We start from the raw sequence: 13,367 nt of genomic DNA on the forward strand, positions 1-13,367 counted from the left end.
TGGCGTTACAGGCTGGTCCGAAAAGCGCAATTATAAGTTGGAACCGGATCGCTTCCGGCAAGGGTGCAGCATCATGTCCGATCGCTATGATTTACCGATCCAGCATGACTGCGCCGGTCAAAATTTTCCATTGCACGCAAGTGAGCCAACATGATCTCCAAATCCATTTTCAAGGCGTATGACATTCGCGGTGTGATCGGCAAGACGCTCGACGCCGACGCGGCGCGTTCGATCGGCCGCGCGTTCGGCAGCGAAGTGCGGGCGCAAGGCGGCGACGCCGTGGTGGTCGCGCGCGACGGTCGCCTGTCGGGTCCGGAATTGATCCAGGCATTGTCGGACGGCCTGCGTGCGGCCGGCGTCGACGTGGTCAATGTCGGCATGGTGCCCACGCCGGTCGGTTACTTCGCGGCGAGCGTGCCGCTGCAGCTGGAAGGCGGCGAACGGCGCGTCGATTCGTGCATCGTCGTGACCGGTAGTCATAATCCGCCGGATTACAACGGCTTCAAGATGGTGCTGCGCGGCTCGGCCATTTATGGCGAGCAGATTCTCGCGCTGCATCAGCGCATCGTCGACGAAAACTTCTCTGAGGGCAGCGGTACTTACGTCGAGTACGACATTGCAGATACGTACCTCGACCGCATTGCAAGCGACGTCAAGCTTGCGCGTCCCATCAAGATCGTAGTGGACACGGGCAACGGCGTCGCGGGCGGCTTGGCGCCCAGGCTCTTCAAGAAGCTCGGCTGCGAACTCGTCGAGCTGTTCACGGAGATTGACGGCAACTTCCCGAACCATCACCCGGACCCGGCTCATCCGGAAAACCTTCAGGACGTGATTCGCGCGCTGAAGGAAACGGATGCGGAAATCGGCTTCGCATTCGACGGCGACGGCGATCGCCTCGGCGTCGTCACGAAAGACGGCCAGATCATCTATCCGGACCGCCAACTGATGCTGTTCGCCGAAGAAGTCCTGTCGCGCAACAAGGGCGCGCAGATCATTTACGACGTGAAGTGCACGCGCAATCTCGCGAAGTGGGTGAAGGACAAGGGCGGCGAGCCGCTCATGTGGAAGACCGGGCACTCGCTCGTCAAGGCGAAGCTGCGCGAAACCGGCGCGCCGCTCGCGGGCGAAATGAGCGGCCACGTATTCTTCAAGGACCGCTGGTACGGTTTCGACGACGGCCTGTACACCGGCGCACGTCTGCTTGAAATTCTCACGCGGGTGCAGGACCCGAGCAGGCTGCTGAATTCGCTGCCCAACTCGAACTCCACGCCCGAGCTGCAACTGAAGCTCGAAGAAGGCGAGAACTTCGAACTGATTGCGCGCCTGCAGAAGAACGCGCAATTCACCGGCGCGGACGACGTGGTGACGATCGACGGCTTGCGCGTCGAGTATCCGGACGGCTTCGGCCTTGCGCGTTCGTCGAACACCACGCCGGTCGTGGTCATGCGTTTCGAAGCCGATAACGACGCGGCGCTCAAGCGCATCCAGGAAGACTTCCGCCGCGTGATTCTCGCGGAGAAGGCAGACGCGAAGCTGCCGTTCTGACAACTTTGGCGAAGCCAGCGGCGGCGCTGCGGTTGCGGATAGACCGCAGCAGGCCGCCGCGAGCCGCAGCCATCGTCCATAACGTCCATAACGTCCATAACGTCCCCTAACGCGGCGCGGGTTTCACTTACCGCGCCGCGTTTTTTCATGCCGATCAGCTATGTCGCGCTAGAATTGCCGTCCTGGCGACATGACGTGCACACGGCGTGCAGGTCGTGCCGCCTCTCGCTGGAGGTCTTGCGCGAAGCAAAGCGGCAGGTTTCGCGGCACCTCTTTCAATGCATCTTCGGACGGTATAGCCGGTTTCCCTCTCTTGAGCGTGCAAAAAATATTGATCGTGAGGGTGTCGTCACTAGGCGACGTCGTTCACAACATGCCGGTGATCGCCGACATCCGGCGCCGGCATCCCGAGGCGCAGATCGACTGGCTCGTCGAGGAAAGCTTCGTTGGGCTCGTCGAACTTGTCAGCGGCGTGCGACGCGCGATTCCGGTGTCGCTGCGGCGCTGGCGCAAGCGCATCTTATCGGTCGACAACTGGCGCGAGATCGGTGCGTTCCGCCGTGCGCTCGCCGCCGAGCACTACGATCTCGTGATCGACTGCCAGGGGCTCATCAAGACCGCGTGGGTCGCGAAGATGGCACGCGGGCCGCTGGTCGGCCTCGCGAATCGCACGGATGGCGCGGGCTTCGAATGGCCGGTGCGTTTCTTTTACGACAGGCGCGTGCCGATCGAGCCGCGCACGCATGTGGTCGAGCGCACGCGGCAACTGGTGGCCGCGGCGCTGAACGATCCGCAGCCGCAGCCCACCGACGAAATCGACTTCGGCATCGACACGACGCGCGCCGCGCTGGCGTTGTCGGCGGCCAATCTGAATCTGCCGGTGCCTTACGTGGTGTTCGTGCACGCGACCTCGCGCGCCGACAAGCAGTGGCCCGATGCCGCGTGGATCGAATTGGGGCAGTCGCTCGTGCGGCGCGGCGCGTCGATCGTGCTGCCATGGGGCAGCGAGTCCGAACGCGCGACGAGCGAGCGTCTCGCGAAGGAGTTCGGCGCCGCGGCCATCGTGCCGCCTAAATTGTCGTTGCCCGCGGTGGTCGGTCTGATCGAAGGCGCGGCCGCGACGGTCGGCGTTGACACAGGTCTAGTCCACATCGCGGCGGCGCTGAAGCGGCCAACGGTCGAGTTGTACAATTTCGCCACCGCGTGGCGTACCGGCGGTTACTGGTCGCCGAACGTCGTCAATCTCGGCACCGCCGGGCAAGCGCCCACGCTGCAACAAGTGAAATCCGCGCTTGCCGGCTTCGGCCTGCTGTAATTCGTCCGGCGCGCTTCGCCTTACGCATCATCCGTTTTCAAGGGCGATCATGAACGAAACCCAGATTATCGAAGTCGCGAACGCCGACTGGCACGGGCGCAATCTGTCCGTGCCGCGCGAAACGCTGCTCGCCGGCGTCGAACGCGGCAAGGTGCTGTATTTTCCGAACCTGCGCTTTGCTGTTGAAGGCGGCGAGCAGGCGCTGCTCGATCCCGCGCTCGCCGATCCGAATCGAAAGAACATCAGCCTCGAACCGAACGGCGGCGCGCTGCATGGCGTAGCCGGCGACGCCGTCACGCAGTCCGCGGTGCGCGCGTTGATCGCGCGTTATCAGGCGAACGCGCGCACGTTGGTCGACGGGCTCTTTCCCGAATACAACGGCAAGTTGCGCGTCGCGCCTACGAGCCTGCGGCTGCATCAGGTGGAAACGCGCCAGACGTCCTGGCGCAAGGACGATAGCCGCCTGCACGTCGACGCCTTCCCCTCGCGGCCGAATTATGGCGAGCGCATTCTGCGCGTGTTCACCAACATCAATCCGCATGGCGTGCCGCGCGTGTGGCGCGTCGGCGAACCGTTCGAGGACATGGCTAAACGCTTCCTGCCGCATATCAAGCCGCAAATGCCGGGCTCCGCGTGGCTTTTGAATCTGCTGCATGTCACGAAGTCGCCGCGCAGCGAATACGACCATCTGATGCTCAATCTGCACGACGGCATGAAGGCGGACCTCGAGTATCAGAAGACGAGCCCGCAGGAGACCATGCCGTTTCCGCCGGGCAGTGTCTGGGTGTGTTTCTCGGACCAGACTTCGCATGCGGTGATGTCCGGCCAGTTCATGCTCGAACAGACCTTCTTCCTGCCGGTCAAGGCGATGGCGCAGCCCGAATGCGCGCCGCTCGGCATACTCGAACGTCTCAAGGGCAGGGCGCTGGTTTGAGCGCCGCGGCTTATCTGAGTCCGCAGGCTCTGTTGCCCGCCCGTCGCGCGCTCGATGCAGCGGAGCGCCGATGCTAAGGGCGATCTATAACGCGTTGTGGTGGCTCATCGCGCCCGCCGCTGTGCTGCGTTTGCTGATCCGCTCGCGCAAGGAGCGCGGTTATCGTCAGCATATCGGCGAGCGCTTTGGCTATGCGCGCGGACGCCTGCCCGAGGACAACGCGCCTTTGATCTGGGTGCATGCGGTGTCAGTCGGCGAGACGCGCGCCGCGCAGCCGCTGATCGAGGCGCTCATCAAGGCGCGTCCCGACGCGCGCATCCTGTTGACTCATATGACGCCGAGCGGCCGCGCGACCGGCGAGCAGATTTTCGGTGACCGCGTGTTGCGAAGCTATCTGCCGTACGACATGCCGCGCGCGGTGCGGCGCTTCTTGCGCGCATGGCGGCCGTCGCTCGGTCTCGTAATGGAAACCGAAGTGTGGCCCACGCTGATCGACGAATGCCGTCGCGCAGACGTGCAGCTCGTGCTGACCAATGCGCGGATGTCGGCGCGCTCCTATAAGCGCGCGGCGAAGTTCGGCGGCGCGACCAAGGACGTGTTCGGCGGCTTTGCGCGCGTGCTGGCTCAGAGTCCTTCCGACGCCGAGCGGCTGACGGCGCTCGGTGCGCGCAACGTCGCGGTGCTCGGCAATCTCAAGTTCGACATGAGCACGCCGCCGGAACTGGCGGCGCGCGGACATGCGTGGCGCGCGGCCATCGGCACGCGGCCCGTGTGGGTCGCCGCGAGCACGCGCGAAGGCGAAGAGGAACTCGTGCTGCAGGCGTTCTCCGAGCTTGGCGTCGAGGGCGCGCTGCTGATTCTCGTGCCCCGCCATCCGCAGCGCTTTAACGAAGTAGCGGGGCTCGTCGAGAAAGCGGGCTTGCGGCTCGCGCGGCGTTCCGCGTGGGCGCCGGACGCGAAGGTGGCGTCGGCGGCCGCGGCTGCGAGCGGCGGCGTGCCTGCGTTGCCGGCGGCCGTGAATGTACTGCTCGGCGATTCAATGGGAGAACTCGGCGCTTACTACGCTGCTTCGGATCTCGCGTTCATAGGCGGCAGTCTGTTGCCGCTCGGCGGGCAAAACCTGATCGAGGCGTGCGCGGTCGGCGTGCCGGTGCTGATCGGGCCGCACGTGTTCAACTTCACGCAGGCCACGGCCGATGCCGTCGCTGCCGGCGCGGCGGTGCAGGTGCAGGCCCCGGCCGATCTTGCCCGCGCGCTGCGCGAGCTTTTCAACGACAAGGCGCGGCGCCTCGCCATGGGCGGCGCGGCGTCGGCCTTTGCCGCGCGTCATCGTGGAGCAACCGCGCGCACGGTGGATGTGCTGATGGCATTGTTGCCGGAGTGAGGGGGCGCCTGCCGCGGCGTGCTCCGCGAATAAATCATATATCCTTCAGAGAACTACTGGCGTATGTCCTTCCAGGGCAGGCGTGTCACGAAACTGCTTTTCGCATTGATCACCCATGACACTTCTCACCGACCTCGGGTTCCAATGGGACCGCAGTGCTGTCCCGCAAGACGTGGCAACGCATTCCATTAAACGCGTGACGTTCCGTTTTCATCGAATGCTGCCCGAATTCGTTTGGGATGCGAGCGTACTCGAAGGGAATCCGTTTACGTTTCCCGAGGTGAAGACGCTTCTCGATGGCGTGACAGTCGGCGGTCGCAAAATTTCCGATCAGGAGCAAGTGCTGAATCTAGCGGAAAGCTCAAAGTACTTGCTGGCGCTCGTGCGTGATCAGCGTTTCTCACTCGACAAAACTACGTTCTGCGATCTGCATCGCATCGTGGCGCGCAATGAGGCGCTCGAATGGGGCATGTTTCGTGGCGAAGGCGAGGAAACGCGCTATACGCCAGATATCGGCCTTGGCGAATTTGGACGCCATACGCCGTTGCCGACGTTACCCGGCGCGCCCGAACTGAACAGGGTGTTTGCCGTCGGCACGCGTGCGTTGAACGAGCAGATTTCGAATCCATTTGAGCGAGGCTGCGCGTTCTTTCTGTTTGGAGCGCTGCAACAGTTTTTCTTCGACGGCAATAAGCGCACTTCACGATTCATGATGAACGGCGTGCTAATGTCGAACGGCATCGACGCCATCAGTGTTCCCGCGCAACGCGCAGCGGAGTTCAACGAGAAGATGGTGCGGTTCTATCTATCGAAGGACGCGACGGAAATGATGGCGTTTCTTGTCGAGTGTCATCCTGGGGAATGAGGGGCAAGTGCGCCTGCCGCGCCCCTTGGCTATCAAACCTTCAACAGCCCCTTTCGCTCGATAAACCGTACCACCTCGTCCAGCCCGTCGAGCGCCTTCAGATTGCACATCACAAAAGGCCGCTCGCCGCGCATCTTCTTCGCATCCGAGGCCATCACGTCGAGATTCGCGCCCACGAGCGGCGCGAGGTCCGTTTTGTTGATCACGAGCAGGTCCGACTTCGTAATGCCAGGCCCGCCCTTGCGCGGAATCTTCTCGCCGCCCGCCACGTCGATCACGTAAATAGTCAGGTCCGACAGTTCCGGACTGAAGGTGGCCGCGAGATTGTCGCCGCCCGATTCGATGAAAACGATGTCCGCGTCCGGAAAGCGCGTGAGCATGCGGTCCACGGCTTCGAGGTTGATCGACGCATCTTCGCGAATCGCCGTGTGCGGGCAGCCGCCCGTCTCGACGCCCATGATCCGCTCGGCGGGCAATGCGCCCGCGACCGTCAGCAGGCGCTGGTCTTCTTTCGTGTAGATGTCGTTGGTGATCGCGACGAGATCGTACTGTTCGCGCATCGCCTTGCAGAGCATTTCGAGCAGCGTTGTCTTGCCCGAGCCCACCGGGCCGCCGACGCCCACGCGCAGCGGCGGCAGCTTCTTCGTGCGCGAAGACGAGTGAGCGGTATGTTGAGGTGCGTTCATGATGGATCGTTTTATGAGCGAAATAGCCGCGAATACTGCGACTCGTGACGCGCCGACAGAATGCCGAGCTGCGGCGCGAAGGTGTTGATGTTTTCCGGCGACGTCGCGAGCGCGCGCGTTACCGCCGCATCAATCGGCCCGCGCAATGCGACGATGATGCGTTGCCCCGCGAGTTGCCCCAGTGGCACGGCCTTCAATGCGGCGGCGGCCTGGTTTTCCACCCAGCTGAATGCATAGGCGGCAAGCGCGGCGTCGACGGCGGCGTCATGCGCATAGGCTGCGAATGCGAACGCCGTGGGTTGCGCGAGCGGCGAGATCGAGGCGAGCGTCGCGCGCCTCGCTGCATCGCCCCATTCCAGCGATACGCACAACTGCCGCAACGACCAGCCCATCTGCTCGGTTTCGCGGCGCAACTCGGCAGACTCGCGGCTCGCGAGAAATTCGCTGTTGGCTTTCGTGAGACCGGCTGCGTCGTGAGTGCGCCAGCGTTCTATCTGATGCGCGAGCAACGGCAGTTCGCCATGCGCGAGCACGTCGGTGAGTCCGCTTGCGATCCAGTCGCGCGCGGAATCGGCGTCGGTGACCAGTTGCGCTTCGATCGCCGCTTCCAGTCCCTGCGAATAACTGAACGCGCCGATCGGCAGTGCCGGCGACGCGAGATGCAACAGCGCCGTGAGTTCAGCGATGCGCATGGTGATGGTGGTGCGCGTGGCCGCAGTTTTCGTCGTGCACGTGGTCTTCGTGATCGTGATCGTGCGCATGGCCGTGATCGTGATCGTGATCGTGAGCGTGATTGTGTTCGTGGCCGTGGACATGCCCGTGCGCATGACCATGCGAAGGGTCATGCGAATGCCCATGATGCTCGTCGAACACCTGCTGCGCCAGCGCATAGTCTTCGGCGAAGCTCTCGTCGTGCCCGTGCTTGTGCCCGCCGCCATACGCGCCGGATTCGGGCTGAAACGGCATGGATACCTGATCCACCGTCGCGCCGATGCGCTTGACCATATCGGCCAGCACCGGGTCGTATTCGAGCTTCAGATAGTCCGCGCCAATTTCCACCGGCGTATGACGATTGCCGAGGTGATATGCCGCGCGCGTCAGCGTTAGCGCGTCTTTCGCGCGGACCACGAGCACCGTTTCGGGCGCCGCCACCACGCGCACGAGGCCGCCGTCGTCCGCGATCAGCACATCGCCGTCGCGCAGCACGGTGCCGCGCGGCAGCAGCACAGCGACTTCCTCGCCGTTATCGAGTGTGGCCGCGAGGCGGCTCCTGCGACGCTCGTCGAAAGCAAGAGTCAATGTGGGCGCGCGCTTCACGAGCACCGGCGCGAGCTTCAAATGAGGTGCAATCAGCTTGTCGAGTGTGCGCATGATCAGAAGAGGAAGTAGCGTTGCGCCATCGGCAAGACAGTGGCCGGTTCGCAGGTCAGCAATTGACCGTCGGCGATCACTTCATAAGTTTCCGGATCGACGCTGATCGACGGGCGCCACGCGTTGTGAATCATGTCCGCCTTTGTGATGTTGCGGCAGTTCTTCACGGCAACGATACGCTTGTTCAGACCATAGCGCTCGGCCACACCTGCATCGGCGGCTAGTTGCGAAACGAAAGTCAGCGACGTGCGCCCCAAGGCACCGCCGCGCGTCGCGAACATCTCGCGATAATGCACCGGCTGCGGCGTCGGAATCGACGCGTTCGGGTCGCCCATCTGCGCCATCGCGATCATGCCGCCCTTCAGAATCAGCGACGGCTTGATGCCGAAGAACGCTGGCTCCCAGAACACGAGATCCGCCCATTTGCCCCGCTCGATGGAACCCACTTCATGCGCGATGCCGTGCGTAATGGCCGGGTTGATCGTGTACTTCGCGACATAGCGCTTCGCGCGAAAGTTGTCGTGCCGAGCGTTGTCCTCGGGCAGCGCACCGCGCTGCACTTTCATCTTGTGCGCGGTCTGCCATGTGCGGATGATCACTTCGCCCACGCGCCCCATTGCCTGCGAATCGGACGACAGCATGGAGAGCGCGCCGAGATCGTGCAGGATGTCTTCGGCCGCGATGGTCTCGCGGCGAATGCGCGATTCGGCAAACGCAATGTCTTCCGCAATCGACGGGTCCAGGTGATGACACACCATCAGCATGTCGAGATGCTCATCTAGCGTGTTGACGGTGTAAGGCCGCGTCGGATTGGTCGACGAAGGCAGCACATTCGCTTCGCCGCAGACCTTGATGATGTCCGGTGCGTGGCCGCCGCCCGCGCCTTCGGTGTGATACGTGTGGATCGTGCGGCCCTTGAACGCGGCCACGGTCGCTTCCACGAAGCCGGCTTCGTTCAGCGTGTCGGTGTGAATCGCGACTTGCGTGTCAGTGTCGTCCGCAACCGAGAGGCAATTATCGATCGCGGCCGGCGTCGTGCCCCAGTCCTCGTGCAGCTTCAGGCCGATCGCGCCCGCGGCAATCTGCTCGAGCGCCGGCTGCGGCTGGCTCACGTTGCCCTTGCCGAGAAAGCCGAGGTTCATCGGGTAGCCGTCCGCGGCTTGCAGCATGCGCTCAAGGTGCCACGGACCCGGCGTGCAGGTGGTCGCATTAGTGCCCGTCGCCGGGCCGGTGCCGCCGCCGAGCATCGTCGTCACGCCGCTCGCGAGCGCTTCCTCGATCTGCTGCGGGCTGATGAAATGAATGTGCGTGTCGATGCCGCCCGCCGTCACGATCAGCCCTTCGCCGGCGATCACCTCGGTGGACGCGCCAATCGCAATCGTCACGTCCGGCTGGATGTCGGGATTGCCCGACTTGCCGATGGCCGCGATGCGGCCGTCCTTGATGCCGATGTCGGCCTTCACGATGCCCCAATGATCCAGAATCACCGCATTCGTCACGACGGTATCGACAACCTCGGCATGCACGCGCTGCGACTGGCCCATGCCGTCGCGAATCACTTTGCCGCCGCCGAATTTCACTTCTTCGCCGTAGGTCGTGAAGTCGCGTTCGACTTCGATCAGCAACTCGGTGTCGGCAAGACGCACGCGGTCGCCGGTGGTGGGGCCGAACATTTCCGCGTATGCGCGGCGGCCAATGCGTAAGGTCATGGTGTGGGTCCGGAATTGAGCAGGGCGGGTCGGGCAGCGAAGCGCGCGCGGCGCTTCACAGCTTGCCCATCACCTTGCCGTTGAAGCCGTAGACGATGCGCTCGCCCGCCAGTTCGACGAGCTCGACGGTGCGCTCCTGGCCGGGCTCGAAGCGCACGGCCGTGCCCGCCGCGATGTTCAGGCGAAAGCCGCGCGCCGCTTCACGATCGAACGAAAGCGCGTCGTTCACTTCGTAGAAGTGGTAGTGCGAGCCGATCTGCACCGGCCGGTCGCCGGTATTCGACACGACGACCGTAACGGTGGCGCGGCCCGCGTTGAGTTCGTGCTCGCCGTCGTCGATGAGGAGTTCGCCGGGAATCATGCGCGTGCCTTTCGTATCTTGAGGGATTCAGAGTTCAACGGATCACGGGATCGGATGATGCACGGTGACGAGCTTCGTGCCGTCGGGAAAGGTGGCTTCGACCTGGATGTCGGGAATCATCTCGGGCACGCCTTCCATGACGTCGTCGCGCGTGAGGAGCGTGGTGCCGTAGTGCATGACCTCGGCGACGGTCTTGCCGTCGCGCGCCGCTTCCATCAGCGCCGCCGTGATAAAGGCGACCGCTTCCGGATAGTTGAGTTTGAGGCCGCGCGCGCGGCGCCGTTCGGCAAGCAGCGCGGCGGTGAAGATCAGCAGCTTGTCCTTCTCGCGAGGTGTCAGCTTCATCGAATGAGTGTGGTGGGTGGCACCCGGTTAAGGCGAATCGGGTCGCGACAATGATAGGCATTGCGGATCGCGGACGCGACCCGCGCAATGGCGGACAAACAGCGACGCTATCAAGTCCGGCTAACGGTGCGCTTACAGATCCGCAGGCAGCGCCGCGCCGAACCACTTCTTCGACATCGTGTTGAGGGTGCCGTCCTGCTTCGCCTGCGCGATTGCCGTGTTGACCTTCTGCTGCAGGCGCGGTTCGTTCTTGTTCATCCCGACGAAACACGGTGAATTCTTGATGACGAACTTCGGCTCTGGCCGGCGCGGCGGATTTTTCGCGAGAATCGCAGCCGCGACGATGTTGCCCGCGGCGATCAGTTGAACCTGGCCCGAGAGAAACGCGGCGATGGTCGCGTTGTTGTCTTCGAAGCGCTTGATCGTGGCGTTGGGCGCCATTTGCGTGAGGCCGAGTTCCTCGAGCGCGCCGCGCGTCGCGCCGACTGTCTTGCCGGTGAGATCGGCGGGGCCGCTGACCTTGACGTCGGCGGGACCGAACACGCCCTGGTAGTACGGCGCGTAGGCGGTCGAGAAGTCGATCACCTTCTCGCGATCCGGCGTCTTGCCGAGCGACGAGATCACGAGGTCGACCTTGTTGGTTTGCAGATACGGGATGCGGTTCGCGCTGTTGACGGGCACCAGTTCGAGCTTCACGTTCATCGACTTCGCGAGCAGCGCGGCCGTGTCGATGTCGTAGCCTTGGGGCTTCATGTCGGGGCCGACCGAGCCGAACGGCGGATAGTCTTCCGGCACCGCGACCTTCAGCACGCCTGCTTTGGCGATGTTATCGAGCGTGTCGGCGTGGGCTGCGGAAGCGGTGATCGCGAGGATGGGCGAGACGAGCAGGGCGGCAAGCAGCGTGCGGCGCGTGAAACCAGGCGTGGGTCGGTTCATTTGTAATGGGCGTGGGTGGTGGCGGGTGGCTGCCCGGCTGTGCAAGGCAGCATCGCGGGTGAGGATGCAAGGTATGTGCCATCGTGGTGCGGCGGGAGCAGGCAAGGAGGTTTGCCTGTGTTTGCACCGCGAGTGGGCTCGGCTTCGCGCCGATTTGGTGCGTGCGCATCTTACGCGGTGAAAGCGGTGGCCGCGAACCTACGTCGTCCAGATTCTCAACGGCACGGCCTCGACCTGATGCACCACCGGCCGCAACTGCAACCAGCATTGCGTCAATGCGCGCTGCAAGGTCTCCATCGACCTCGACACGGCCCGCACGAGCAACACGCCACCGGTCACACATGAAGCCGCCGCACGCAAGGAGTCATCGAAGGGGAGCTGGGCGGTCAGCGCTTCTGCCAGCGCGTCGTCGCAAGCGGGGCCGACGGCCCACAGCGTCCCATACGCAGGAAAACCGCCGAGCCCTTGCGCGGCATCCCTCAGTGGATCATCCGCAGCAAGGTTCGCGCGTTCCAGCCACAGCAATTCGCCATTGGCCCGCGCGATACGCGACACGGCTCGCAGGCCGCCCGCCGACCAGCGCTCGCCGGCTGCCTGACGGCCAAGCTGCGTCGCGTCCCAGCCGATCGCGGTGGCGCCTTCCCTGAGCGTCAGCGAGAAATCCAGCGCCGCATTCGCATGATCGAACACGATGTTGTTCTGCGGCAGCCAGTCGAGCTTCGCATGCTCGCCGACACGCACGCAGATGTTCTGCCGCGCGTCGCGTCCATTGGACTTGTACCACTTGGTCGCGCCAGGCGTCGTGATGACCGCGTGCGCACCAGCGCCCACGTCGACGTCAATGGAAAGCACATCGCCGCCTGCAATCCCGCCCGGCGGATGCACGATCACCGCATGACAGATGGATTCGCCTTCGGGATAAAGCGGCCGCTGCACACGCAACGGCCCATCATGAAGCCGATGAGCGAGCGTGGTCCGCTCACCATGCCTGACAAAGCCGAGTTCGAGCCGCGCGCGCCATTGCGCATGCGCTTCCACTTGCGCATTAGCCAGCGTGACGTGATTTTCGTGAAGCGACATGCGAAGGAACGTGCGATCGACGTGTGAGTAGAGAGTGCAACCAGAGGCGCATGCAGGGCCAGACACCCGCCCCAACACCGGGACCCCAACACCGGACGCGCCGAGCATAGCACGCCCCTGAACGCGCCAGACTCACACCGCGATCAACGCGCGCACGCCATCGGCATCCATATTGGCGCCTTCCCCTCCCGCGACGATTTCGCCTCGGCTCATCACCCAATAGCGGTCGGCAATGTCCTTCGCGAAGTCGTAATACTGCTCGACGAGCAGCACCGTCATGCCCATTTCCTCGACGAGTTGGCGAAGCGTGCGGCCAATGTCCTGAATGATGGACGGCTGTATGCCTTCCGTGGGCTCGTCCAGAATCAGCAGTTGCGGATCGCTCATCAAGGCCCGCCCAATCGCGAGCTGCTGTTGCTGACCGCCCGACAGATCGCCGCCGCGGCGCCCGCGCATATCCTTCAGCACAGGAAACAACTCGTAGATGCGCTCGGGAATTTTCTTCGGCGCTTGCTTGCTGGCCGCGCCCACCAGCAGATTTTCTTCGACGGTGAGGCGTGGAAAAATATCGCGCCCCTGCGGCACATAGGCGAGTCCTTTCTCCACACGCGAATAGGTGGGCAGCTTGGTGATCGGTGCGCCGCGCCACGCGATGGAGCCGCTTTTCGTCTGTACGACGCCCATCAGGCAGCGCAGCAGCGTGGTCTTGCCGACGCCGTTGCGGCCGAGCAGCACGGTGAGCTTGCCCTCGGGCACCGTGAGCTTCACGTCGCGAAGAATGTGGCTGCCGCCGTAGTACTGGTTCAGGTTTTCTACTTCGAGCATGTTGTCTCGAC

At 63.6% G+C, this 13,367-nt stretch carries 14 protein-coding genes; 5 read left to right on the plus strand and 9 right to left on the minus strand.

Annotated features, from left to right (window positions below; genetic code table 11):
• Window positions 1–150: 150 nt before the first annotated feature.
• The 5 genes from A3AC_RS0120980 to A3AC_RS0121000 all read left to right on the plus strand — a co-directional run bounded on the left by A3AC_RS0120980 (window position 151) and on the right by A3AC_RS0121000 (window position 6,043).
• The gene (locus tag A3AC_RS0120980) at window positions 151–1,545 is read left to right on the plus strand and encodes a phosphomannomutase/phosphoglucomutase (RefSeq protein ID WP_025601188.1); all 1,395 of its coding nucleotides are present in this window, start codon (window positions 151–153) and stop codon (window positions 1,543–1,545) included.
• A 313-nt stretch (window positions 1,546–1,858) separates the two neighbouring features.
• Entirely contained in the window at window positions 1,859–2,860 is a 1,002-nt protein-coding gene (gene waaC / locus A3AC_RS0120985; protein WP_025601189.1) for a lipopolysaccharide heptosyltransferase I, read from the plus strand.
• 49 nt (window positions 2,861–2,909) lie between these two features.
• On the plus strand, window positions 2,910–3,794 hold the full coding sequence (locus A3AC_RS0120990) for a Kdo hydroxylase family protein (protein WP_025601190.1): 885 nt from the start codon (window positions 2,910–2,912) through the stop codon (window positions 3,792–3,794).
• A gap of 70 nt (window positions 3,795–3,864) precedes the next feature.
• Complete coding sequence (waaA, locus tag A3AC_RS0120995) at window positions 3,865–5,178, plus strand: lipid IV(A) 3-deoxy-D-manno-octulosonic acid transferase (RefSeq protein ID WP_025601191.1); 1,314 nt, start codon at window positions 3,865–3,867, stop codon at window positions 5,176–5,178.
• A 115-nt stretch (window positions 5,179–5,293) separates the two neighbouring features.
• The gene (locus A3AC_RS0121000) at window positions 5,294–6,043 is read left to right on the plus strand and encodes a Fic family protein (protein ID WP_025601192.1); all 750 of its coding nucleotides are present in this window, start codon (window positions 5,294–5,296) and stop codon (window positions 6,041–6,043) included.
• A 32-nt stretch (window positions 6,044–6,075) separates the two neighbouring features.
• Here A3AC_RS0121000 and ureG read toward each other — a convergent pair whose 3' ends face one another.
• The 9 genes from ureG to urtE all read right to left on the minus strand — a co-directional run bounded on the left by ureG (window position 6,076) and on the right by urtE (window position 13,356).
• Complete coding sequence (gene ureG, locus A3AC_RS0121005; RefSeq protein ID WP_025601193.1) at window positions 6,076–6,729, minus strand: urease accessory protein UreG; 654 nt, start codon at window positions 6,727–6,729, stop codon at window positions 6,076–6,078.
• Between the two features lie 11 nt (window positions 6,730–6,740).
• A complete protein-coding gene (locus A3AC_RS0121010; protein WP_025601194.1) occupies window positions 6,741–7,421 on the minus strand; it encodes an urease accessory protein UreF in 681 nt (226 codons plus the stop codon).
• Window positions 7,408–8,100 (minus strand): urease accessory protein UreE, encoded by a 693-nt coding sequence (gene ureE, locus A3AC_RS0121015; protein ID WP_025601195.1) that lies wholly within the window; start codon window positions 8,098–8,100, stop codon window positions 7,408–7,410. Before ureE ends, A3AC_RS0121010 begins: the two co-directional genes overlap by 14 nt.
• 2 nt (window positions 8,101–8,102) lie before the next feature.
• On the minus strand, window positions 8,103–9,809 hold the full coding sequence (gene ureC, locus A3AC_RS0121020) for an urease subunit alpha (protein WP_025601196.1): 1,707 nt from the start codon (window positions 9,807–9,809) through the stop codon (window positions 8,103–8,105).
• Between the two features lie 55 nt (window positions 9,810–9,864).
• Window positions 9,865–10,170, minus strand: coding sequence for an urease subunit beta (locus tag A3AC_RS0121025; RefSeq protein ID WP_025601197.1), 306 nt, complete (start codon window positions 10,168–10,170; stop codon window positions 9,865–9,867).
• Window positions 10,171–10,212: 42 nt separating this feature from the next.
• Complete coding sequence (gene ureA, locus A3AC_RS0121030; protein WP_006048588.1) at window positions 10,213–10,515, minus strand: urease subunit gamma; 303 nt, start codon at window positions 10,513–10,515, stop codon at window positions 10,213–10,215.
• A gap of 132 nt (window positions 10,516–10,647) precedes the next feature.
• On the minus strand, window positions 10,648–11,451 hold the full coding sequence (locus tag A3AC_RS0121035) for a transporter substrate-binding domain-containing protein (RefSeq protein WP_025601198.1): 804 nt from the start codon (window positions 11,449–11,451) through the stop codon (window positions 10,648–10,650).
• Window positions 11,452–11,649: 198 nt separating this feature from the next.
• The gene (locus A3AC_RS0121040; protein ID WP_025601199.1) at window positions 11,650–12,531 is read right to left on the minus strand and encodes an urease accessory protein UreD; all 882 of its coding nucleotides are present in this window, start codon (window positions 12,529–12,531) and stop codon (window positions 11,650–11,652) included.
• Window positions 12,532–12,663: 132 nt separating this feature from the next.
• Complete coding sequence (gene urtE / locus A3AC_RS0121045; protein ID WP_025601200.1) at window positions 12,664–13,356, minus strand: urea ABC transporter ATP-binding subunit UrtE; 693 nt, start codon at window positions 13,354–13,356, stop codon at window positions 12,664–12,666.
• Window positions 13,357–13,367: the final 11 nt, after the last annotated feature.

The sequence above is a fragment of the Burkholderia sp. WSM2230 genome (assembly GCF_000472445.1).
GTDB lineage: Bacteria > Pseudomonadota > Gammaproteobacteria > Burkholderiales > Burkholderiaceae > Paraburkholderia.

Coding starts and splice junctions, on each gene's coding strand:
- A3AC_RS0120980 (WP_025601188.1), top strand. CDS start 151: ATGATCTCCAAATCCATTTTCAAGGCGTATGACATTCGCGGTGTGATC.
- A3AC_RS0120990 (WP_025601190.1), top strand. CDS start 2,910: ATGAACGAAACCCAGATTATCGAAGTCGCGAACGCCGACTGGCACGGG.
- waaA (WP_025601191.1), top strand. CDS start 3,865: ATGCTAAGGGCGATCTATAACGCGTTGTGGTGGCTCATCGCGCCCGCC.
- A3AC_RS0121000 (WP_025601192.1), top strand. CDS start 5,294: ATGACACTTCTCACCGACCTCGGGTTCCAATGGGACCGCAGTGCTGTC.
- ureG (WP_025601193.1), bottom strand. CDS start 6,729: ATGAACGCACCTCAACATACCGCTCACTCGTCTTCGCGCACGAAGAAG.
- A3AC_RS0121010 (WP_025601194.1), bottom strand. CDS start 7,421: ATGCGCATCGCTGAACTCACGGCGCTGTTGCATCTCGCGTCGCCGGCA.
- ureE (WP_025601195.1), bottom strand. CDS start 8,100: ATGCGCACACTCGACAAGCTGATTGCACCTCATTTGAAGCTCGCGCCG.
- ureC (WP_025601196.1), bottom strand. CDS start 9,809: ATGACCTTACGCATTGGCCGCCGCGCATACGCGGAAATGTTCGGCCCC.
- A3AC_RS0121025 (WP_025601197.1), bottom strand. CDS start 10,170: ATGATTCCCGGCGAACTCCTCATCGACGACGGCGAGCACGAACTCAAC.
- ureA (WP_006048588.1), bottom strand. CDS start 10,515: ATGAAGCTGACACCTCGCGAGAAGGACAAGCTGCTGATCTTCACCGCC.
- A3AC_RS0121035 (WP_025601198.1), bottom strand. CDS start 11,451: ATGAACCGACCCACGCCTGGTTTCACGCGCCGCACGCTGCTTGCCGCC.
- A3AC_RS0121040 (WP_025601199.1), bottom strand. CDS start 12,531: ATGTCGCTTCACGAAAATCACGTCACGCTGGCTAATGCGCAAGTGGAA.
- urtE (WP_025601200.1), bottom strand. CDS start 13,356: ATGCTCGAAGTAGAAAACCTGAACCAGTACTACGGCGGCAGCCACATT.